This window comes from Streptomyces sp. CNZ301, assembly GCF_004217425.1.
In genome coordinates this window covers 1,016,891-1,036,889 of record NZ_SHLG01000001.1, presented here as the reverse complement: position 1 = coordinate 1,036,889, position 19,999 = coordinate 1,016,891, and the positions used below count along the sequence as shown (strand labels likewise).

At 71.5% G+C, this 19,999-nt stretch carries 20 protein-coding genes; 8 read left to right on the top strand and 12 right to left on the bottom strand.

Going from position 1 to position 19,999, the window contains the following annotated elements; translation table 11 throughout:
• Positions 1–46: 46 nt before the first annotated feature.
• Positions 47–811, bottom strand: a complete 765-nt coding sequence (locus EV375_RS04710) for a crotonase/enoyl-CoA hydratase family protein (protein ID WP_130298324.1) — start codon at positions 809–811, stop codon at positions 47–49.
• A gap of 158 nt (positions 812–969) precedes the next feature.
• Here EV375_RS04710 and EV375_RS29545 point away from each other — a divergent pair, with 158 nt between their 5' ends.
• Positions 970–1,104, top strand: a complete 135-nt coding sequence (locus tag EV375_RS29545; protein WP_486588283.1) for a hypothetical protein — start codon at positions 970–972, stop codon at positions 1,102–1,104.
• A 196-nt stretch (positions 1,105–1,300) separates the two neighbouring features.
• On the top strand, positions 1,301–2,590 hold the full coding sequence (locus EV375_RS04705; RefSeq protein ID WP_130298323.1) for a YeeE/YedE family protein: 1,290 nt from the start codon (positions 1,301–1,303) through the stop codon (positions 2,588–2,590).
• A gap of 196 nt (positions 2,591–2,786) precedes the next feature.
• Here EV375_RS04705 and EV375_RS04700 read toward each other — a convergent pair whose 3' ends face one another.
• The 3 genes from EV375_RS04700 to EV375_RS04690 all read right to left on the bottom strand — a co-directional run bounded on the left by EV375_RS04700 (position 2,787) and on the right by EV375_RS04690 (position 6,619).
• Complete coding sequence (locus EV375_RS04700; protein WP_130298322.1) at positions 2,787–4,184, bottom strand: NADP-dependent succinic semialdehyde dehydrogenase; 1,398 nt, start codon at positions 4,182–4,184, stop codon at positions 2,787–2,789.
• Between the two features lie 145 nt (positions 4,185–4,329).
• Complete coding sequence (locus EV375_RS04695) at positions 4,330–5,532, bottom strand: TerD family protein (protein ID WP_130301606.1); 1,203 nt, start codon at positions 5,530–5,532, stop codon at positions 4,330–4,332.
• Positions 5,483–6,619 carry an EamA family transporter gene (locus EV375_RS04690; protein WP_130298321.1) on the bottom strand — a complete coding sequence of 379 codons (1,137 nt, stop codon included), beginning with the start codon at positions 6,617–6,619 and terminating at the stop codon, positions 5,483–5,485. The genes EV375_RS04695 and EV375_RS04690 overlap by 50 nt, the downstream gene beginning before the upstream one ends.
• 128 nt (positions 6,620–6,747) lie before the next feature.
• Here EV375_RS04690 and EV375_RS04685 point away from each other — a divergent pair, with 128 nt between their 5' ends.
• Both EV375_RS04685 and EV375_RS04680 read left to right on the top strand, forming a co-directional pair.
• Positions 6,748–7,353, top strand: a complete 606-nt coding sequence (locus tag EV375_RS04685; RefSeq protein WP_130298320.1) for a TetR/AcrR family transcriptional regulator — start codon at positions 6,748–6,750, stop codon at positions 7,351–7,353.
• A 100-nt stretch (positions 7,354–7,453) separates the two neighbouring features.
• Positions 7,454–8,338: a polysaccharide deacetylase family protein gene (locus EV375_RS04680; RefSeq protein WP_130298319.1), complete on the top strand. Its 885-nt coding sequence runs from the start codon at positions 7,454–7,456 to the stop codon at positions 8,336–8,338.
• Between the two features lie 64 nt (positions 8,339–8,402).
• On the opposite strand, the gene EV375_RS04675 is transcribed toward EV375_RS04680, so the two are convergent.
• Both EV375_RS04675 and EV375_RS04670 read right to left on the bottom strand, forming a co-directional pair.
• Positions 8,403–8,732 carry a GlsB/YeaQ/YmgE family stress response membrane protein gene (locus tag EV375_RS04675; RefSeq protein WP_055485366.1) on the bottom strand — a complete coding sequence of 110 codons (330 nt, stop codon included), beginning with the start codon at positions 8,730–8,732 and terminating at the stop codon, positions 8,403–8,405.
• 66 nt (positions 8,733–8,798) lie between these two features.
• Positions 8,799–9,608 carry an NAD-dependent epimerase/dehydratase family protein gene (locus EV375_RS04670; protein WP_130298318.1) on the bottom strand — a complete coding sequence of 270 codons (810 nt, stop codon included), beginning with the start codon at positions 9,606–9,608 and terminating at the stop codon, positions 8,799–8,801.
• Between the two features lie 290 nt (positions 9,609–9,898).
• Here EV375_RS04670 and EV375_RS04665 point away from each other — a divergent pair, with 290 nt between their 5' ends.
• The 3 genes from EV375_RS04665 (at position 9,899) to EV375_RS04655 (ending at position 12,999) form a co-directional block, all read left to right on the top strand.
• Entirely contained in the window at positions 9,899–10,972 is a 1,074-nt protein-coding gene (locus EV375_RS04665; protein WP_130298317.1) for a 5-dehydro-4-deoxyglucarate dehydratase, read from the top strand.
• Positions 10,972–12,291 (top strand): hypothetical protein, encoded by a 1,320-nt coding sequence (locus tag EV375_RS04660; protein WP_130298316.1) that lies wholly within the window; start codon positions 10,972–10,974, stop codon positions 12,289–12,291. Before EV375_RS04665 ends, EV375_RS04660 begins: the two co-directional genes overlap by 1 nt.
• A gap of 114 nt (positions 12,292–12,405) precedes the next feature.
• Positions 12,406–12,999 (top strand): carboxymuconolactone decarboxylase family protein, encoded by a 594-nt coding sequence (locus EV375_RS04655; protein WP_130298315.1) that lies wholly within the window; start codon positions 12,406–12,408, stop codon positions 12,997–12,999.
• A 122-nt stretch (positions 13,000–13,121) separates the two neighbouring features.
• Here the strand turns inward: EV375_RS04655 and EV375_RS04650 are convergent, their stop codons facing one another.
• Together EV375_RS04650 and EV375_RS04645 are read right to left on the bottom strand one after the other, a co-directional pair.
• Entirely contained in the window at positions 13,122–13,511 is a 390-nt protein-coding gene (locus EV375_RS04650) for a DUF952 domain-containing protein (RefSeq protein WP_130298314.1), read from the bottom strand.
• Between the two features lie 76 nt (positions 13,512–13,587).
• Entirely contained in the window at positions 13,588–14,358 is a 771-nt protein-coding gene (locus tag EV375_RS04645; RefSeq protein ID WP_130298313.1) for an IclR family transcriptional regulator, read from the bottom strand.
• Between the two features lie 136 nt (positions 14,359–14,494).
• On the opposite strand from EV375_RS04645, the gene EV375_RS04640 reads away from it, so the two are divergent.
• Positions 14,495–16,012, top strand: coding sequence for an aldehyde dehydrogenase (NADP(+)) (locus EV375_RS04640; protein ID WP_130301605.1), 1,518 nt, complete (start codon positions 14,495–14,497; stop codon positions 16,010–16,012).
• A 136-nt stretch (positions 16,013–16,148) separates the two neighbouring features.
• On the opposite strand, the gene EV375_RS04635 is transcribed toward EV375_RS04640, so the two are convergent.
• The 4 genes from EV375_RS04635 to ectB form a co-directional block, all read right to left on the bottom strand.
• Complete coding sequence (locus tag EV375_RS04635) at positions 16,149–16,988, bottom strand: DUF1989 domain-containing protein (protein WP_130298312.1); 840 nt, start codon at positions 16,986–16,988, stop codon at positions 16,149–16,151.
• Between the two features lie 140 nt (positions 16,989–17,128).
• Positions 17,129–18,028, bottom strand: a complete 900-nt coding sequence (gene thpD, locus EV375_RS04630; RefSeq protein ID WP_130298311.1) for an ectoine hydroxylase — start codon at positions 18,026–18,028, stop codon at positions 17,129–17,131.
• A 106-nt stretch (positions 18,029–18,134) separates the two neighbouring features.
• Complete coding sequence (locus tag EV375_RS04625; protein ID WP_055485358.1) at positions 18,135–18,536, bottom strand: ectoine synthase; 402 nt, start codon at positions 18,534–18,536, stop codon at positions 18,135–18,137.
• Positions 18,537–18,614: 78 nt separating this feature from the next.
• Positions 18,615–19,883 carry a diaminobutyrate--2-oxoglutarate transaminase gene (gene ectB, locus EV375_RS04620; RefSeq protein WP_130298310.1) on the bottom strand — a complete coding sequence of 423 codons (1,269 nt, stop codon included), beginning with the start codon at positions 19,881–19,883 and terminating at the stop codon, positions 18,615–18,617.
• Positions 19,884–19,999 lie beyond the last annotated feature (116 nt).

The window sequence follows — 19,999 nt, the reverse complement described above, 5'->3', positions numbered from 1 at the left end:
GCCGCGTCCCGGCCGCTTGGGGCGTGCGCTGCCGGGTGCAGGAGCGTCAGATCGACCCGAAGTCGCCGTGGCGGCCGGCGCCCGCCGCGAAGCGGGCCGCCCCCTCGGCGGCTTCCGCCAACGCGGCCCGTCCGTAACGGAGTTCGCGGGCCATCGCCTCGTCCTCGGGCAGGCCTTGCTGCTCGTGCACGGAGGCGAGGTCGCCGCGCAGGCAGGTCTGCGGGAAGCGGGCCAGTTCCGCGGCGAGCTCCTCGGCCGCGGTACGCGACTTCCCGTGCGGGACGAGGCGGTTGGCGAGCCCCATCTCGTACGCCTCGGCCGCCGGGACGGGACGGCCGGTGAGGATCAGGTCGAGGGCCCGGCTCGTGCCGATGAGACGGGGCAGGCGCACGGTGCCGCCGTCGATCAGCGGGACACCCCAGCGCCGGCAGAAGACGCCGAAGACGGCGTCCTCCTCGGCCACCCGCAGATCGCACCACAGGGCCAGCTCCAGGCCCCCGGCCACCGCGTGGCCGCTGACCGCCGCGATCACCGGCTTCGACAGCCGCAGCCGGGTCGGGCCCATCGGGCCGTCGCCCTCCGGCTCGACGCGGTTGGCACGGTCGGTGCCGATGGCCTTCAGGTCCGCCCCGGCGCAGAAGGTGCCGCCCTCTCCCCACAGGACCGCGACCAGCGCGTCCGCATCGGCCTCGAACTCGCGGAAGGCGTCGGCGAGTCGGGCGGCCGTGTCACCGTCGACGGCATTGCGTGCTTCCGGACGGGAGAGGACGACGGTCGTGACCGGCCCCCGCTTCTCGGTGCGTACGGCCATGCGGGCTCGACCTCCGGTGGGGGCGGGCTGGGTACGGGCGACGGGAGACGGCGCCGACTCTACCGACGGCGCGGCAGGCGCCCTGGGCGGGCGTCCCCAGGAGGCCGTGCCTGCTTCGCCATTGAGCCCGGAGCCCGGCGCCTCACTCGGTATTCCGCATGACGAGACGCATTTCCGTCATCCGGGACAGCTCGATTAGCCTGCCCGGCATGTCCGGAACCGCGCGCCACTTGGCCCTCGCGCTCTTCGCAGCGACGGCGTGGAGCGTCGACGACGCGCTCTGTCCCAGCTGACGGATCCGGATCCGTGACGGATCCGCGTCCGTCGCGGCAGCCGCGCTCCGCTCCCGCGCCGGGCTCGCGCCCCGCGCGCACCTGTACCCCGGAGAACCCCGACTGGCCGGATCCCCCTGCCGCCCGCACCGGGCCGGGTCGCATCCGGCCGGCCCCTCCGCTTCTGCCCGTCCGTCCCGTCCTGTGAGGTCGTCACGTGACAACCGCTCCCCCCTCCGGGGCGCCGCCCCGCACCGGCCGCCCCTCCCGCACGGCGGCCTGGATTCCGTCCGCGCCGACGCACGTGCCCGCGCCCGAGGCGGCCACCGTGCCCCCGGTACGGCGTCTCCCGCTGACCATGGCCGCCACGCTCGGCGCCGCGCTCACCGCCTACGTGTGGGCAGTGCACGGTGCCAAGCCCGGAATCCTGCTGCTGCTCGGCACCGCCCTCGGCGTGGCGCTGTTCCACTCCCGCTTCGGATTCACCTCTGCCTGGCGGCAGTTGGTGGCCGTCGGCAACGGAACCGGCATGCGCGCCCATGCCCTGCTCCTGGGCACGACGGCGACCCTGTTCGCCCTCGTCATAGGCACCGGCACGGGCCTGTTCGGCACGACGCCCGTGCCCAGCACGGCCCCCCTCGGCATCGGTCTGCTGGCGGGAGCCTTCCTTTTCGCCGTCGGCATGCAGATCGGCGGCGCCTGCGCCTCCGGCACGCTCTTCGCCGTCGGCTCCGGGCAGAGCACCATCGTGCTCACCCTTGGCGGGTTCGTCGCCGGTTCGACGCTCGCGGCCTGGCAGTTCGGGCTTTGGCGGGACCTGCCCGCCCTCGATCCGGTTCTCTTCTCCGACGGGCTCGGCTGGCCCGGCTCGCTGGCCGTCACGCTCGCCCTGCTCGCGCTGGTCGTCCTCGTCTCCCGGCGGGTCCAGGCGCGCCGCAACCCGCCGCCCGTCGGCCCTCCGCCCTCTGCCCGCGGCGCCCTCGCCCGTGCGGTGCGCGGTTCCTGGCCGCTGGCGGCCGGGGCCTTGGTGCTTGCCGTGCTGGGCGCGGCGGTGCTGCTGGTGTCCGGGGGTGCCTGGGGTGTGACCAGCGCCTTCGCGCTGTGGGGGTCGAAGATTGCCGGCGTGCTGGGCGCGTCACCGGAGACCTGGGCGTACTGGCAGCAGCCGAACAACGCGCCGCAGCTGACCGGTCCGGTGCTTGCCGACAAGACGAGCCTCACCGACATCGGCATCATGGTCGGAGCGGCGATCGCCGCGGCGGCGGGCGGCACATGGTCGCTGCACCGCGGCATCCCCTGGCGCCGGGCCGTCGGCGGTGTGCTGATGGGGGTCGGGGCGAGGATCGCCGGCGGCTGCAACATCGGCGCGTACCTGGCGGGGATCGCTTCCGGCAGCCTGCACGGCTGGCTCTGGGGCGCCGCGGCGCTGCTCGGCACCTTCGCGGGGCTCAAGCTGCGGCCGTTGTTCAAGCTGAGCAATCCCGCACCTCGCGACGGGGTGTGCTGACCGGCCCGGACCGGGCCCCGCCGGATCCCTTGCCTCGTTGCCCTGCCGGGCCCGTACGGCGGAGGCCGGGCGAGCGGCCCCGTCCGCCGCGGAGGCGGCGTGCGGCCGGCTCGCCCGGCCCCCTCCGGACCCGGCGTGCTGCCTCCCCGGTCCGCCTCTCGCAGACCGGGTCGTCACCGTTGTCGTTCTTCCCGTGTCACTCCTCCGGACCGAACCAGACCGTGGTCGCGTTGCAGAACTCGCGGATGCCGTGCCCGGCGAGCTCCCGCCCGTAGCCGGAGCGCTTCACGCCTCCGAAGGGCAGGCCCGGGTGCGAGGCCGTCATGCCGTTGAAGAACACGCCGCCTGCCTGCAGATCGCGTGTGAGCCGCTCCTGCTCGGCGGCGTCCCGCGTCCAGGCGTTGGAACTGAGCCCGAACGACGTGTCGTTGGCAAGCTCGACCGCCTCGTCCAGACCGTCCACGCGGTACACGGTCGCGACCGGGCCGAAGGTCTCCTCGCGATGGATCCTCATCTCCTCGGTGATACCGGTGAGCACGGTCGGCTCGTAGAACCAGCCCTCGGGCAGGTGCAGCGGACGTCCGCCGCCGCACAGTGCGGTGGCACCCCGGTTCGTGGCGTCGTCGACGAGCTCCTCCAGATCGGAGCGCCCCTGTGCGCTGGAGAGCGGACCGACGTCGGTGTCCTCGGCCATGGGGTCGCCGACCTTCAGCGCCGACATGCGCTCGACGAACCGTGCCGTGAAGGTGTCGTAGACGTCCGTGTGCACGATGAAGCGCTTGGCGGCGATGCACGACTGCCCGGCGTTCTGCACGCGGGCCGTGACGGCGGTGCGTACGGCCTTCTCCAGATCCGCCGAGGGCAGCACCACATAGGGGTCGCTGCCGCCGAGCTCCAGCACCGTCTTCTTGATCTCGTCGCCCGCGATCGAGGCGACGGAACGCCCCGCGGGCTCGCTGCCCGTGAGGGTGGCGGCCACGATCCGCTCGTCGCGGAGCAGCCCCGCGACCGCGTCCGAACCCACGAGGAGGGTCTGGAAGGCGCCCTCGGTGAAGCCGGCGCGGCGGAAGAGCTCCTCGATGTACAGGGCGGTCTGCGGCACGTTCGACGCGTGCTTGAGCAGCCCGGTGTTGCCGGCCATGAGGGCGGGCGCAGCGAAACGCACGACCTGCCAGAGCGGGAAGTTCCAGGGCATGACCGCCAGGATCGTGCCCAGCGGCCGGTAGCGCACGAAAGCTCGGGACGCACCCGAGTCCTCCACGTCCGCGGGGGCCGGATGCTCGTCGGCGAGCTGCGCCTCGGCGTTCTGCGCGTACCAGCGCATCGCCTTGACGCACTTGGCCGCCTCGGCCCGGGCCGCGGCGAGCGGCTTGCCCATCTCGGTCGTCATCGTGCGGGCGACGGCGTCCTGGTCCGCCTTCAGCAGGTCTGCCGCCCGGTGCATCAGCGCGGCCCTCTCCGCGAAGGGTGTGAGGCGGTGTTCGCGGAAGGCGCGGTCCGCCCTGGAGACCCGCTCCTCGATTTCGCCCGCGTCGAGCGGTTCGAACGTCTTCAGGGTCTCGCCCGTGGCCGGATTCACCGTGGCGATGGCCATGTGAGCGCCTCCTTCGGCTGCTTCGGTGCCTGTGCACGAGCGCGAACGGAGGGGGCGCGGGGCACGGCCGACCGGAGTCCCGCGGGACGTGTGCGCACTCGTGCGTCCCTGTCCTCGCGGTACCCCGGATCGGCTGTGCTAATGGTCAGAGCGCGGCGCCACCCGGCTTGACCATTCCGCGGACCGTGCGGGAGTCGACGTACTCGCCGAGCGCCGTCATGTCCCACTCGCCCGAGAACTGCCGCACGAGCTTGCACATCAGAACCCCGGTGCGCGGCTCGGCGTTGCTGAGGTCGAAGCGGACCAGCTCCTGGCCGGAGGCGGCGTCGAGGAGACGGCAGTACGCCTTGGCCACGTCGGTGAACTTCTGGCCCGAGAAGGAGTTGACCGTGAAGACGAGGCCGGTCACCTGCGGCGGGAGGTCGCCGAGGTGGACGGTGATCGCTTCGTCGTCGCCGCTGCCCTCTCCGGTGAGGTTGTCGCCGGAGTGCTGCACGACCCCGTTGAGGATGGCGAGCTTGCCGAAGTAACAGGCGTCGACCTTCTTGCGGTTGGCGTCGTAGGCGATGACGGAGGCGTCGAGGTCGATGTCCTTCGCGCGGCCGCCCGCACGGAAGACGGGCTCCCAGCCCAGGCCCATGCGGACGCTGCTGAGCATGGGACGGCCGCCCTTGGTGAGCGAGACGGTCTGGTTCTTCTGGAGGCTCACCTTGCCCTTGTCCAGGTTGATCTTGCCCGCACCGGCCGCCGGGGCGGCGGGCGCCGCCGGAGTGGGTGGCGGCGCCGGGACCGCCTGGGGGGCCGCCGCGGGCGGAGGCGCCTGGGGCGTGGGAGCCGGCGCGGGTGTGGCAGCGGGGGCGGCGGGCTCCTCGACGTTGACGCCGAAGTCCGTTGCGATACCGCCCAGTCCGTTGGCGTAGCCCTGGCCGACCGCGCGCACCTTCCAGGCGTTGCCGCGCCGGTAGACCTCGACCACGACGAGCGCCGTCTCGCTGCCGAGCGAGGGCGGGGTGAACGTGGCGACCACGTCCCGCGTGGAGGCGTCGCGGACGGTGGCGGTCGGCTCCACGCCCGCGAAGGACGTTCCGGGGGCGTCGGGGCTCGCGGTGACCACGACCTTGTGCACATCGGCCGGCACCTTGTCGGTGTCGACGGTGATGGTGTCGGCGGCGCCGCCGCTGTGGGTCACGCCGGGAGCGGCCGGCTGGTTGTAGAAGACGAAGTCTTCGTCGGAGCGGACCTTTCCGTTCTCGCCGAGGAGCAGCGCCGATACGTCCAGGCGGGAGGGTGCGGTCACCTCAATCGCCACCTGGGCCGTGCTGAGCGGGAGGTTCGAGCCGGGAGTCATTGCCGTCATGCCGGTCGTAACGAGCGGCCGTGCTTTGCGGTTCCTTTGCCGGACGTTCCGGTGCCTCCCGTTCCGCGCGCGCGGCCGGTCGGGAACACGGCGGGCTCAGCGGGCCGGGCGAGCGGCCGTGCCTTCGCGGGGCGGGGGAACGCAGCGCGACCAACACCCCGGCCAGCGCCACCGCCATTCCGGCGACCGCGATACCGCCCGGGGCGTCGCCGAACATCACGTACGCCCACACGACCGTCGTGGGAGGCGTCAGGTAGATCAGCGCACTCGTGCGGGTGACGCCGCTGTCCCGCAGGCTCAGCCAGTAGAAGCCGTAACCGCCGAACGTGGAGAACGCCACCACCCAGGCCACGGCCAGCCAGAACGCCGTGGTGAGCGGCGGAACCAGGTGCCCGTCGCCGGCACAGGCGGCGAGCCCCGTGAAGAGAGCCGCGCTCACCGCGCAGTGCACCGGAAGGGCTTCGGCGGCGCCGACCTGGTGGCGGGCCCGGCCTTCCAGGAAGCTGGCGGCCAGAAGGCCCGCCATCCCGGCGAACGGGAGGAGGTAGGCGGGGGCCGGCGCGGCGGACGCCGAGCCGAGGTCGTCCCGCACGACGGCGGCGACCCCCGCCAGGCCGAGGACGAGCCCCGCCCACTGGCGGCCGGTGACCCTCTCCCCGAGCAGCCGGCCCGCGAGGGCGCCGGCGGCGAGCGGCTGAAGTGCCGCTATGAGCGCGGACGTTCCGGCGGGGACGCCCAGTCCCACCGCCCAGACGGTCGCGCCGAGGTAGACGCCCTGGGAGAGCAGGCCGATCACCGACTGCTCGCCCAGTGCGCGCAGCGGCAGCCGGGCGCCCCCGCCCGGTATGTCCGGAAGGCGGCCGCGGCGCTTGTGCCCTGCCGCTGCCTCCGTCGCCGTCCGCCTGCGCCGCAGCACGGGCGCGGCGGCCGCGAGCAGCGTGGCGGCGACGACGAAACGCCACATCAGGAGGGTGTCCGCCGATGCCTCGCGCGTGCCGAGTTCGGCACCGATGAACCCCGAACTCCACATCACGACGAGCCCTGTCGCCACGAGGTGGGTGCGCATGGTCGTCGGCATCGTTCGCTCCCTGCTCGCTCAGTGAACCGCGCCCGTCGGCGGCCGACGAGGTAAACAGATCTGTCTACCTCGTCGGGTATAGAGTGAACTAAACCGATCGGTTTATCGCAAGTGGCGGAGGCGAAGCGATGACGGAGGCGACGGCCGGTGCCGGCCTCACGCCCGGCGCCCGGAAGATCCTTCAGGCGGCGGCACGGCTGTTCTACTCACGCGGCATCACGGCTGTCGGCGTCGATCTGATCGCCAAGGAGGCCGGTGTCACCAAGAAGACGCTCTACGACCGTTTCGGCTCCAAGGAGGCCCTTGTCGGGGCGTACCTGCGGGCGCGCGACGAGCGATGGCGGGAGTGGCTCGCCGGGCGGGTCGCCGCGAGAGCCGGGGCGAGCGCGCCCGAGCGCGTCCTCGCCACCTTCGACGCCCTGGAGGAGTGGATGCGGCGGGAGAACCCTCGCGGCTGCGGCTTCGTCAACGCGGCCGCCGAACTGCCTGATCCGCAGCACCCCGGCCGGAAGGTGATCAGCGGGCAGAAGCGCTGGCTGCGTACGTTCCTGCGGGAGCTGGCGGCGGAGGCGGGGGCTCGTGAGCCGGACCGGCTCGCCGAGGAACTCGTCCTGCTGCACGAGGGTGCGACGGTGCTGAACGGGCTGCAGGTCATGCCGGACCCCGTCGCCCGCGCCCGCTCGATGGCCCGTGCGGCTCTGGACCGGGAGGGATGCCCGGCGCCGCCTCATTAGCAGACGGGCTTGCGCCGCAGGCGGAAGCTGTGTGGGGCATACGGGTGGTGTCACTGTCCGGGTATGTGTGACCACGCTCCGGCGTGGCAGTACGTCCCGCATGACTTCCGAATCACTCACGAGCGCGCGCACCAGACGCGTCTTCCTCGGCGGGATGCTCATAGCCGGGGCCTGCGTCGCGAACCGCGCGCATGCCGCAGTCACAGGCTCCGGTTCCCCCGGGGCATCCGGCGCCGGCGCCGACGCGAAGGGTGCCCGGCACACGCTCCGGCACCGGCAGGCCGTGACGCAGCCGCATTCCTACCGGTTGCGGCCCGAGGCCGGACAGATCCACTCCCAGGTGCGGGGAAGCACCTCCGTCGCCTACACGCTGGGCTCCGAAGAGCGCGAGATAGCCCTCACCTTCGACGACGGACCCGATCCCGAGTACACGCCACAGGTGCTGGACGCGCTGCGACGCTGGGGCGTGCAGGCCACGTTCTGCGTCATAGGCAGAGAAGCGGCGGCCCACACCTGGCTGCTGAACGCCATGGCCGACGGCGGCCACCTGATAGCCAACCACTCCTGGAGCCACCCGCAGCTGACGCGGATGCGCACCGCCGAGATACGCCGTCAACTCGCCCGCACCTGCGACGTCATCGACGAGGCGGTGGGTACGGCGCCCGTTCTGGCACGCGCGCCGTTCGGCGACTGGGACAGGCGGGCCCTCGGGATATCGGCCTCGCTCGGCATGAGCCCGCTGGGCTGGTCCGTCGACACGTGCGACTGGGAGGAGCCCGGCGCGCGGAAGATCACCTCGACCGTCCTGAAGTCCGTACAGCCGGGCTCCATCCTGCTCTCCCACGACGGCGGCGGAGACCGCTCGCAGACCGTCACCGCCCTGCGCGACTTCCTCCCCCGGCTGCTCGACTCCGGCTACATACCCGTACTGCCGCCCAGGACCGATGGGTTCGAGGAGCGTACGGGGAAGGGGTGGGGCGGCTGAGGAACGCGCACATGATCCGGCGGCGGACCCGGGATGGCGGGCTCCACGGCCCGGCCCGTGGTCCTCAGCGCCGGCGTTCCCGGGAGTGGCCGAAGAAGATCCGGTACCCGATGAGGAGTACGAGCGATCCGGCGATGGCCGAGAGCCACAGCGCCGGATCCACGAAGTCGTGGTCCACGGAGCGGTCGAGGAACGTGGAGGAGAGCCAGCCGCCGATGAACGCTCCGGCGATGCCGATGAGTATGGTGCCGAGCAGACCGCCCGGATCGCGTCCGGGGAGGATGACCTTGGCGATGGTGCCGGCGATCAGGCCGAGGATCAGCCAGCTGAGCAGCCCCGAGTCCACGAGGCCCGAGAGTGCGGATTCCGGATCGGTGTCTGCGGCGAAGTTCATGTGGGCCCTCCCCGTGAGCGGTCCTGCGTGATCGGTTCGGGTCCATCATGCCCTCCGACGTCGGCCTCAGTGCGGCCAGATGGGCGGCTGCGTGCAGAAGTGCCCCCCGAGACGGGCGTGTTCGGGGCTCTCCGGGTCCGGTTGCCCCTGCTTTGCGATGAGTTCGGCGGCGTACGGCTCGGAGTCGTCCTGCGGCTCGTACCCGAGCGCGCGGGCGCCCGAAAGGTCCCACCACAGGCGGGTGTTGGCGGAGGAGCCGTAGACCACTGTGTGGCCGACGTCCGTTGCCGTCAGGGCGGCGTGGAAGAGACGGGCCCCGTCGGCCGGGCTCAGCCACAGCGAGAGCATCCGCACGGAGGTCGGTTCGGGGAAGCAGGAACCGATGCGCACGGAGACGGTCTCGACGGCGTGCAGGTCCCAGTAGAGCTGCGCGAGGTCCTCCCCGAAGGACTTGGAGAGGCCGTAGTAGGTGTCGGGCCGGTGCGGAGTGTCCACCGGAATCAGCGGACCGCCGTCGGCCGGGCGCGGCGTGAAGCCGACGGCGTGGTTGGAGGAGGCGAACACCACGCGGGGGACGCCCTCTTCGCGAGCGGCCTCGTAGAGCCGGTACGTGCCTTCGATGTTGGAGTGCAGGATCTTCTCGAACGAAGCCTCCAGCGAGATGCCCGCGAGGTGGATGATCGCGTCGACGCCGCGCACGGCCTCGCGCAGTGCGGCCGCGTCGGTGAGGTCCGCGGTGACGGCGTCGGGCTCGCCGTCCACGGGACGCAGGTCGAACAGGCGCAGCCGGTATCCGTACCGGGGAAGGAGGCCGCGCATCAGGGTGCCGAGGCCGCCTGCGGCGCCGGTGAGGAGGACGGTGCGAGGGGCGGGCATCGGCAGGATATCCGTCCATAGACGTGGTTCATATATGGAGACAAGCTATGGATGCGGTGGCTGGGTCGTCAAGGATCGGGCGAACGGGTCGGGGGAGGTGTGCGTCGTCGGTCTTTCCCCGTTGACACTCGGCATTGTGGGCTGTGATCGCCGTGCTTGACCGTGCTGCGCGGCCTGGCCTACCGTTTAGTTCAGAAATGTAGACACAGATCAGAAACGTGCACGGTTGTCGAAGTGGTGCGACGCGCTGCCCCGGCTCGCTTCCGTGCCGCCCTGAGCAGGAGCGCGCAATGACCACACCGTCCTCGTCCTCGCCGTCCTCCTCCCCGGGGGCTTCCGCCCGCGAGGCACGCTCGCTGTCCGCGCGGCTCGACGGGCTGCTGTTCTTTCCCGTCACCGCGTACGGGAAGGACGGCGCGCTCGACCTCGACGCGTTCCGCACGCACGTGCGCGGCGGCCTGGACGCCGGTGCCGGAGCCGTCTTCGCCTGCTGCGGCACCGGTGAGTTCCACGCGCTGACCCCGCAGGAGTTCCGCGACTGCGTGGCCGTCGCCGTCGAGGAGGCGCGCGGCGAGGTGCCGGTCGTCGCCGGCGCGGGCTACGGCACGGCGCTCGCCTGCCAGTTCGCGTCGCTCGCGGAGGAGGCCGGGGCGGACGGTCTGCTGGCGATGCCGCCCTATCTCGTCGTTCCCTCGCAGGAGGGCCTGCTGAGGCACTACACCGCGCTGGCGTCCGCCACCGCTCTGGACGTCATCGTCTACCAGCGCGACAACGCGGTCTTCGCCCCGTCCACTGTCGCGCGACTCGCGCGTACACCCGGCATCGCCGGGCTCAAGGACGGCCACGGCGACCTCGATCTGATGCAGCGGATCATCAGCACGGTCCGCAGCGAGGTCCCGGCCGAAGTCGCGGGCCGGTTCCGCTACTTCAACGGACTGCCCACCGCCGAGCAGACCGGCCTCGCCTACCGGAGCCTGGGCGTGACCCTCTACTCGTCCGCGGTCTTCTGCTTCGCCCCCGAAATCGCCCTCGACTTCCACCGGGCCCTCACCACCGGTGACGACGCCCGCGTGGGCTGTCTGCTCGACGGCTTCTTCCGCCCCCTCGTCGAACTGCGCGACTGCGGACGCGGCTATGCCGTCTCGCTGGTGAAAGCAGGAGTGAGGCTGCGCGGCCTGGACGTGGGCCAGGTGCGGCCGCCGCTGTCGGAACCCGCCGCGGCCCATGTGGAGGAGCTGGCCCGACTGATCGAGCACGGGCTCGCGTTGGTCTCCGGAGAGGGGCCCCCGGGCAGCTCTCCCGGCGGCTCCGGCGGCGGTTCCGGCGGCGGAGCCGCGTCTCCCCGCGGCGGCGGGCGCCGCTGATGCGTGCCGGTGCCTTCGTCTACCCCTGGGACGTCGTGGGCGACCCCGACGCGCCGCGGCGCCTCGCCGCCCTCGGCATCCGCCAGGTCACCCTCGCCTCCGCCTACCACTCCGTGCGCGCCCTCACGCCGCGCCATCCACGCCACCGCGTCGTCACGGCGCGGCACTCCGCGGTGCTCTACCCGCCCGGCCCGGACCGCTGGAGCGGCCGCCGGCTGCGCCCGTACGAGCAGGACTGGGTGGACGGCGGTGATCCCGGCGGCCCCTACGGGGAGGCCGCGCGTGCCCTGAGCGAGGCAGGTCTGGAGGTGCACTCGTGGGTCGTGATGGCCCACAACTCGCGTCTCGGCGAGGAGCACCGGCGGATCACCGTCCGCAACGCCTACGGCGACCGCTACCCCTGGGCGCCCTGCATCGCGCGCCCCGAAGTGCGCGAATACCTCGTCGACTTGGCCGCCGAGGCCGCGGTGCGGCCCCGCACCGAGGGTACGGAACTGGAGTCGTGCGGCTGGTACGGGCTGGCGCACCTGCACGCGCACGACAAGACCGGGGGAGTACGGCTGAGCGGCGCGGGCCAGTACCTGATGTCGCTGTGCTTCTGCGAGGTGTGCCGTGACGGGTACGCCGCGCTCGGTGCCGATCCGGACGAGTTGCGCTTCCGTGTGCGCGGCGCGTTGGAACCCGCCTGGAGAGGCGCCGGAGCCGAGGCGCAGCCCGCAGGAGCGGAGCAGGACCGGGAGGGGGAGTGGGCCCGTGTGAGTGAACTGCTGGGGCCGGAGACGGCGGCGGCGTGCGCCTCGTGGCGCGACGCGGCCGCGCGGCGGCTGCGCCGTGAGGCCGTCGCGGCGGTGCGGGAGGCGGCGGCACGAACGCGTACGGACGGGGACTTCAGGGTGATGCTGCACGCCGATCCCGCCCCGCACCGCCTCGGCGCGAACGCGGGCACGGCTCCCGCCGACGCGGCGGCGGAGACGGACGGAGTGGTCGTTCCCTGCTCAGGCGGCGCCGCCGAACGCACCGGCGCCATCGGCCCGTTCGCCGCCGTGGCCACGGCAGGCGCCACCACCGGCGGCGCCGCCGCGGCCACGGGCACCGGCCGTGGCTCCGGGCGGACCGCCGGGTTCACCGTCGCCGCGAACTTCACCGTGGTCTCCGGCATGGGCGGCTCCCCGCACAGCCTTGCCGCCGACGCGGCGCACGCCCGTGAACTGGGTGCACACGAGCTGCGGCTCTACCATGCCGGCCTCGCCCCGGACGCCGACCTCGCAGCCGTGAAGGAAGCGCTGCGCGCACTCGGCGAGGCGGGTCCGCCCGGGTGACCCACCGGCGCGTGTCACATCCGCGCGCCCTGTCCCGTCGTAGTGGTGTCGGCCGGGCCGGAGTCCGCGGTCCGACACCGACACAGCGAACCCAGGGACGAAGGAGCACCGCACATGGCACGCATCTCGCTCGATCCGCCGCGCGGCCCCATGCTGCGCATCGCCGAGTGGTACTCGCGCCGCAAGTACGGAGCGATCATGGACCCGCTGAGGGCCGCAGGGCACAACCCGAGGGTGCTCGGCGCCGTCGCCCTGTACGAGTCCCGCGTGGCGAAGTGGCGTGACCTTGACCCCGGTCTCAAGCATCTCGCCGAGATGGTCTCGGCCTCCCGCATCGGCTGCACCTGGTGCATGGACTTCGGGTACTGGCTGGCGGACGACCTGGGCCTGCCGATGGAGAAGATCCGGTACGTCCCGGCCTGGCGTGAGCACCGGGAGCGGTTCGGCGAACTGGAGCTGCTCGTCATGGAGTTCGCCGAGGCGATGACGGAGACCGAGCCGGCGGTGACCGACGCCATGACCGAGGAGCTGATCGGCAGGCTGGGGGAGAAGGCCTTCGTCGAGCTGGCGGCGATCGTGGCCGTCGAGAACCACCGCTCCCGCATGAACGCCGCACTCGGACTCGTCGGCCAGGGGTTCTCCGACCGGTGCGCGGTGCAGCCCGTCCAGAAGGGGGCCGCCGGGGCGGCGGGGGCCGCGGCCTCCTGAGAAGGGCCGGCCCCCCACGGGGCCGGCCGTAGCCCGTACGGCCGCGCCGCCGCACGGCGTGGAGGGGCGCCGGTGCGCCGCGGCCGTACGGGCTCATCGCCCCGCGGACACGCCCAACGTCCCTACGCCGTGGGGGAGTTCCCGTGCCACGGCTCCTCGGCGACGACCGCCGGGACGGGCAACGGCCCGTAGATGTGCGGGAATTCTTCTGCCGTGCCGCCGCCCCGGGCGCCCTCGCCGTCCTCCCCGCCCGCGTTCGGGGCTGCCGGCTCGGGCGGCTCGAAGCGTACCGGCGCCGTGAGTCGCTCGCTGTCGATGACGAGCACCACCAGGGCCGACGGGTCGATGTCGCTGTACAACATCTCGGCCACCTGCGGCAGTTGATGCCTCAGCGAGCAGTGGATGAAGCCGACCTCCTCCAGGGTGCGGCCACGCGTGGACATCTCGTACGTGCCGGCGGCGCGTGCGGCCTCCCACGAGGAACGCTCCGTGATGTGCAACAGCTCAGCCATACGCCCACGTTACGTCCTGCATGCGGCGCGGCTCCCCGGTACCGCGGCCCGAACGGCGGCCGGCGCGGCGGCGGGTTCAAAGACGCCGCGTCGCCAGGGTGAGCCGGTCGCGGGCGTCGAACAGCGCGTCCTTGATCATCTGCTCGTGCGCGGGCGTGAGCCTGGCCACCGGGACCGAGCAGCTGATGGCGTCCCGCGCGGGTGTCCGGTAGGGGATGGCGACGCCGAAGCAGCGCAGGCCCAGCGTGTTCTCCTCCCGGTCGACGGCATAGCCCTGCTCCCGGACCAGGGCGAGTTCCTCGATCAGCGCCTCGCGGTCGGTGAGGGTGTTGTCGGTGAGCGAGGGAAGCGTCTCCGGCAGCATCTTGCGCACCTGCTCGTCGTCGTACGTCGCGAGCAGCGCCTTGCCCAGGGACGTCGAGTGCGCCGGCAGCCGCCGCCCGACCCGGGTGAACGGACGCAGATAGTGCTGGGACTGGCGGGTGGCGAGGTAGACGACGTTCGTGCCGTCGAGCCGCGCCATGTGGATGGTCTCCGTGGTGTCGTCGGAGAGCCGGTCGAGGGTCGGACGGGCAGCCGCCACCGCCTCGTCGCCGTCGATGTAGGAGGTGCCGACCAGCAGGGCGCGAACGCCGATGCCGTAGCGTGTGCCGGTGGAGTCCGTCTCCACCCAGCCGAGGTCGACGAGGGTGCGAAGCAGCATGTAGAGGCTGGACTTGGGGTACCCGACGGCTTCCTGGACATCGGCGAGGGAGTGCATCCCGGGCCGCCCCGCGAAGTACTCGAGCAGCTCCACAGTGCGCACGGCGGACTTGACCTGCGATGCACCCGTCTCGCCAGCTGACATCGTCCTTGACCCCTTTGTTGCGGCGCTCATAGGCTCCCCGGCAGGTTCACTGACAGAGATGATGTTCAGCATATCGAACGACGTCTCTGCGGAGACAGGCACGTGGCAGGAGGAGACCGCCGTGGCAGCAGCACCAGTGTGGAGCGTCGACCCCCGGACCGGAAAGCAGCGCGAACAGGTCGGCACGGAGGCCACGGCCGGTGAGGTGGACGCGGCCGTCAGGGCCGCGCACGCCGCCAGGGAGCCGTTCGCCGACCGCACCGTGCGTGCGGCGCTGCTCCGCGAGGCCGCCGGGCAGCTCGACGCGGCGAGCGAGGAGATCATCGCCACCGCGGACGCCGAGACCGCGCTGGGACGCCCCCGGCTGACCGGCGAACTGGCCCGCACCCAGGCGCAGTTGCGTGCCTTTGCCGACGAGATCGAGGACGGCGCGTACCTCGGCGTCACCATCAACCACAAGGACGCCGACGCGACGCCCCCCTGTCCCGACCTGCGCCGCTACAAGATTCCGCTGGGTGTCGTGGCGGTCTATGCGGCGTCCAACTTCCCGCTGGCCTTCTCCGTGCCCGGAGGCGACACCGCGAGCGCCCTCGCGGCGGGCTGCCCCGTCGTCGTCAAGGCGCACCCGGACCACCCGGCGACGTCCGAGCTGACCGGCGCTGCGCTGCGCCGCGCCGCCGCAGAGGTGGGACTGCCCGAGGACGTGCTGAGCGTCGTGCACGGCTTCGAGGCCGGTGTCGAACTCGTCAAGCACCCGCTGGTCTCGGCGGTCGGCTTCACCGGTTCCGTACGGGGCGGGCGCGCCCTCTTCGACGCCGCCTCCTCCCGTCCCACCCCCATTCCCTTCCACGGCGAACTGGGCTCCCTCAACCCTGTCGTCATCACCGGCGCCGCCGCCGACGAGCGCCCGGAGGAGATCGGTGAGGGGCTCGCCGGGTCGATGACGATGGGCACCGGCCAGTTCTGCACCAAGCCCGGCTTCGTGCTCGCACCCGAGGGCGAGGCCGGCGACCGCATGCTGGAGGCGCTGCGGGGCGCGGTGAGCAAGGCCGCGCAGGGTCCGCTGCTGGACGGCAGGATGCGGGAGGCGTTCCTCGACGGGGTCAAGGCCCGCACGGAACTGGACGGCGTGGAGGCCCCCGTGCTCGCCGGCGCGGGTGACGACGAGCAGTCGGTCGGCGCCGGGTTCCTCACCGTCCCGGCGGAGAAGCTCGGACAGCAGCAGTACGAGGTGCTCCTGGAGGAGTGCTTCGGCCCCGTCACCGTCGTCGCGCGTTACCGGGACGACGACGAGGTCGCCTCGGTGCTCTCCAGGCTGCCCGGCAACCTCACCGCCACGCTGCACCTCAGTGCAGCCGAGGCTGCGGGCGACGGCGGTCGGGGCGCGCGGCTGCTCGCCACGCTGACGCCGCTGGCGGGCCGCGTCCTCGTCAACGGCTGGCCCACGGGCGTGGCCGTCGCTCCCGCGCAGCACCACGGCGGCCCGTACCCGGCCACGACGTCCACGTCGACGTCCGTCGGGGCCACGGCCATCGAACGCTGGCTGCGCCCCGTCGCCTACCAGGACGCGCCGGAGGCGCTGCTGCCGCCCGAGCTGCGTGACGCGAACCCTCTGGGCCTGCCCCGCAGGGTGGACGGCCGCAGGGAGAGCTGAACGGCACGGGGAGACAGGCGCCACCCCCAACGGGAGCCGCACGCCCCCGAGTCCGCCCGGACGTCCTTCAACTGCGCGGCGCACAGGAGGAGCCCGGCGCCCGGACTCGGGGCGTCAGCGGCCACGGCACGGGCGCTCAGGGGCGCCATCCCGGGAGGGTCATGCCGTGCATGCCGCGGTACGCGGCCGGCTCCGGCGGCGTCCAGCCGGTCAGCAGGGCGGGGTCGGCGCGGTGGACCTCCACGCCGACCGGATGGCAGAACTCCACGGGGTCCACGTCGGAGCCGGGCCCCCACATGGGCACGGACAGATCGCCGCCCGGACACGTCGACAGCGCGCACAGCAGGTCGATCTCTGCGAAGAACTCGAAGTGGTCGCCCGGGCGGGCCGGGCAGTCCTTCATGAAGTACTGGTCGTCGTCGTTGAGTCCGGTGCACTGGAAGACGTTCAGCACGTCGTGCACGTCGAACTCGGTGAGCCCGTAGGGGAGTACGGCCCGCACCAGGTTCGAGTGGCAGTGGAAGTCGAAGTCCTCGCCGCTCAGCATGCGGTTGACGTACGGATCGCAGCGCGTGCCCAGCAGGTCGTGCACCCTGCCGCCCTCGGCGTCGCGCCCGTAGGAGGCCAGCGTGTCCGCGGTGACGGTCAGCAGCGGACGCAGGAACGGCAGGGTGGACCACAGCCGGTCGTACACGCTCACGTGCGCGCGCTGCAACTGCCGTGTGCGGGAGGCCCAAAGCCGCTCGCGCGGATCGTGGCGGTTCCACACGTTGAGGTCCGCGACCTGCGGGCCGTCGACCGTGACCAGGCGGCACAGGTGCCCCGCCGGAACTTCCCACGCGCGCCCGGAGCGTATGGGGACGGTGAAGCGCTCGACGGGTTCACGGGACCCGGCGGCGACCCTGTCGTAGAAGGCGCGGTCGACGTCGAGCGGACCGCCCTCGTCTGCCTGGTAGGCGGCGGTGGTGCCGGCCATGCGCTCGGCTCTCTCCCTCGGTCGGGCTCCCGGACGGTGGTGCAGGGGGATCGCACCGGAAGGCGCCCGGCCGGAAAAGGGGGGAGGCCGTCATGCGGCCTCCCCCCTCATCCACCGGGCTCAGCGCGGCAGTTGCCGCGTCACCTCACGGGCGTGAAGTCGCGCGCTCCGATGAACTCGGGACGGCGGACCGGTGCCGCGAACGGCTCCACGGCCTCGTTCTCCACGCTGTTGAAGACGATGAACACGTTGCTCCGCGGGTACGGAGTGATGTTGTCACCGCTTCCGTGCATGCAGTTGCAGTCGAACCAGGTGGCCGAACCGGCTTCGCCCGTGAAGAGCTTGATGCCGTGCGCGTCGGCGAACTTGGCCAGGGCCTCGTCGGACGGTGTGCCCGCGTTCTGCATCTGCAGCGACTGCTTGTAGTTGTCCTTCGGCGTCTCGCCCGCGCAGCCGAGGAAGGTCTTGTGTGACCCCGGCATGATCATCAGGCCGCCGTTGGTGTCGTAGTTCCGGGTCAGTGCGATCGAGACCGACACGGTCCGCATCGCCGGAAGACCGTCTTCCGCGTGCCAGGTCTCGAAGTCGGAGTGCCAGTAGAAACCAGTGGCACCGAAGCCCGGCTTGACGTTGATCCGGGACTGGTGGACGTAGACGTCCGAGCCCAGGATCTGTCGCGCCCGGCCCACGACCCGCGGGTCCCGCACCAGGTCGGCGAAGACCTCGCTGATCTTGTGCACCTCGAACACGGTCCGGATCTCATCCGACTTCGGCTCGATGATCGAGCGCTCGTCGGCACGGATCTCCGCATCCGTGGTGAGCCGTTCCAGTTCCCTGCTGTACATGTCGACCTCATCGGGAGTGATGAGCTGGTCGATCGCAAGGAACCCGTCCCGCTCGTATTCCGCCAGAACCGCGGCCTCGATGGGCCCCGGCGTACCCGGTTCGGACCACACGACGGGGTCCATCCTTGGGGTGGCCACCTCGGTGGCTCCGCGAGTCGGGTACAGGTCGGCGGTGCGCTCGGGTGCGGTGGTCATGGTGTTGCCTTCCTCTCCTCTCGTACGGCCCTGTTCGGTGGGCGAGCGGCCTTAGCGCGGACGGCAGAAGCCGCCGTACTGGCCTGTACCGGCCGAGCTCTGCGGCTCAGTCGTCAGGCTCGGTGAGAAGCGGGTAGACGCCGTTCTCGTCGTGATCCTCCCGGCCCGTCACGGGCGGATTGAAGACACAGATGCACCGGAAGTCGGTAATGGGACGCATTGTGTGCTTCTCGTGCCCGTCGAGCAGATACATGGTGCCGGGGGTGATCAGATGCTTCTCACCGGTCTCATCGTTGGTGAGTTCGGACTCGCCCTCTACGCACAGTACGGCTTCGACGTGGTTTGCGTACCACATCGAAGTCTCGGTACCCGCGTACAGCACGGTCTCGTGCAGGGAGAAGCCCACACGCTCCTTCGCCAGCACGATCCGCTTGCTTTCCCAGGTGCCGGATGCGGACTTGATGTGACGGTCGGTGTCCTCGATGTCCTTGAACGAACGAACAATCATGTTGTGGCGTACCTTTCTCTATTCATTACGGGGTCGGCCCGCCCCGGACGCAACCGGGGCGGGCCGTGAGCGAAGCAGTTACGCGGTCTCGCGCACCGCCCTGGCCAGCACACGAAGGCCCTCGTCGAGCTCCTCGGCAGTGATCGTGAGAGCCGGAAGCAGCTTCACGACCTCGCTCTGCGGGCCCGAGGTCTCGATGAGGAGCCCGAGCTCGAAGCACCGCTTGGCGACGGCGTTCGCACGGTCCTTGTCGTGGAACTCCAGTCCCCATACCAGCCCGCGCCCACGGAAGTCGGCGACGTCTTCGCTGTGTTCCTCCGAAATCGCCCGCAAAACCGTCTCGACCTGCTCACCTCGGGAGAGAGTCTGCTTCTCCGTCTGGTCATCGGTCCAGTACGTCTCGAACGCGGCCGTGGCCGTGACGAACGCGGGGTTGTTGCCGCGGAAGGTGCCGTTGTGCTCGCCCGGCTCCCAGATGTCCAGCTCGGGCTTGAAGAGGGTGAGAGCCAGCGGCATCCCGTAACCGCCGATGGACTTGGACAGCGTGATGATGTCCGGCTTGATCCCCGCCTCCTCGAAGGAGAAGAAGGCGCCGGTGCGGCCGCAGCCCATCTGGATGTCGTCGACGATGAGCAGCATGTCGTGCCGCTCGCACAGGTCGGAGAGGTCACGCAGCCACTCGGCGCGCGCGACGTTGATGCCGCCCTCGCCCTGCACGGTCTCGACGATCACGGCCGCCGGCTTGTTGAGGCCGGAGCCCTGGTCTTCCAGCAGCCGCTCGAACCAGACGAAGTCCTCGGTGCTGCCGCCCAGATAGTCGTCGAAGGGCATCGGCGTGCCGTGCACGAGCGGGATGCCCGCACCGGCGCGCTTGAAGGCGTTGCCGGTGACGGCGAGCGAGCCCAGCGACATGCCGTGGAAGGCGTTGGTGAAGGAGACGATGGACTCGCGCTCCTTGACCTTGCGGGCCAGCTTCAGCGCGGCCTCGACGGCGTTGGTGCCCGTCGGGCCGGGGAACATCACCTTGTGGTTCAAGCCGCGGGGCTGAAGGATCTTCTCCTGGAAGGTCTCCAGGAAGGCACGCTTGGCGCTGGTGCTCATGTCGAGGCCGTGGACGACCCCGTCACGCTCCAGGTAGTCCAGCAGGGCGCGTTTGAGCACGGGGTTGTTGTGGCCGTAGTTGAGCGTTCCGGCTCCGGCGAAGAAGTCCAGATACGTATGGCCGTCCTCGTCGTACATGTGTGAGCCCTGGGCCCGGTCGAAGATCGTGGGCCAGCCACGGCAGTAGCTGCGTACTTCCGACTCGACGGTCTCGAAGACACTGAGGTCGGGCTGCGTGATGGTCACGGCGTGCTCCTGGGAGTGAGTTGCGTGCGGTCGAAGTGGTCGGATGCGGGTCGGATCGCGGGACTGCAGGGATCGCGGGCGGTTCTCAGTTGTGGGGCGCGAAGCGCCGGCGGAAC